The organism is Thalassobacterium maritimum, assembly GCF_031127805.1.
In the GTDB taxonomy this organism is placed as follows: Bacteria; Verrucomicrobiota; Verrucomicrobiia; order Opitutales; family Coraliomargaritaceae; genus Thalassobacterium; species Thalassobacterium maritimum.
Map to the genome: position 1 here is coordinate 1 of NZ_JARXHW010000196.1, position 655 is coordinate 655.

The 655-nt window shown below is 45.6% G+C and carries 1 protein-coding gene; it reads left to right on the forward strand.

Annotation, left to right across the window (positions count from 1 at the left end; all coding sequences use genetic code 11):
* The first annotated feature begins 163 nt into the window (after positions 1 to 163).
* Entirely contained in the window at positions 164 to 493 is a 330-nt protein-coding gene (locus tag QEH52_RS20010) for a hypothetical protein (protein WP_308952735.1), read from the forward strand.
* Positions 494 to 655 lie beyond the last annotated feature (162 nt).

Here is a 655-nt window from a genome sequence, read left to right on the forward strand (position 1 = left end):
CGCACTTGTGCTTCTCTAGTGATTGATTTGTTATTCAGGTCTTTCACAATGGACTTTCACCATATAAGGTTATCAACATGCCGGGCATACCCAAGTCGGAGTGAGACAACGACATTACGGCTGCGCCTCCATGTCGCGCTCATCCTTTGCGTTAGATAAAAAGATGAACAAATATCCTAAAGTCGGGTTAGATACATCAGGCCCTTGGAGAGAGGATCGCGAGGGCCAGAAGTTCGGATATCCGTGGAATGAGATAACCAGAGTCACGGTAGCAGCCTTGGACCTCAAGACACACAAAGAGAAGACAATAGAATTCGATCACGAATCAGGACACTTCCTCGAGATGAATTCGGCATGGGTAGGCTTCACCGATGTAATCGAGAAATTGAGCGATTTCCTCCCAGTAAAGGAAGAGTCGAAAAAGAAGCTTAAGTACTTGGAGCCAACGGATGATTTCATCACTCTCTGGGTGCGAGCAGACTATCCACAATGAATGATCTAACCAGTCGATCGTCTCAATTCCTTTCGCGCTCCGCGCTTCAGTCTTGAGACATCTCATCGTTAAGCAGAAATGAATTTTTATTTCGACATGATATACCCCGGCAAGCCGTGGCATCACAAAGTAATACGATCAATACAAGTGGACATTCAGTCA

Bases quoted from the DNA above. Each gene is read 5' to 3' on its own strand.
- QEH52_RS20010 (WP_308952735.1), top strand. From the start codon at position 164: ATGAACAAATATCCTAAAGTCGGGTTAGATACATCAGGCCCTTGGAGA.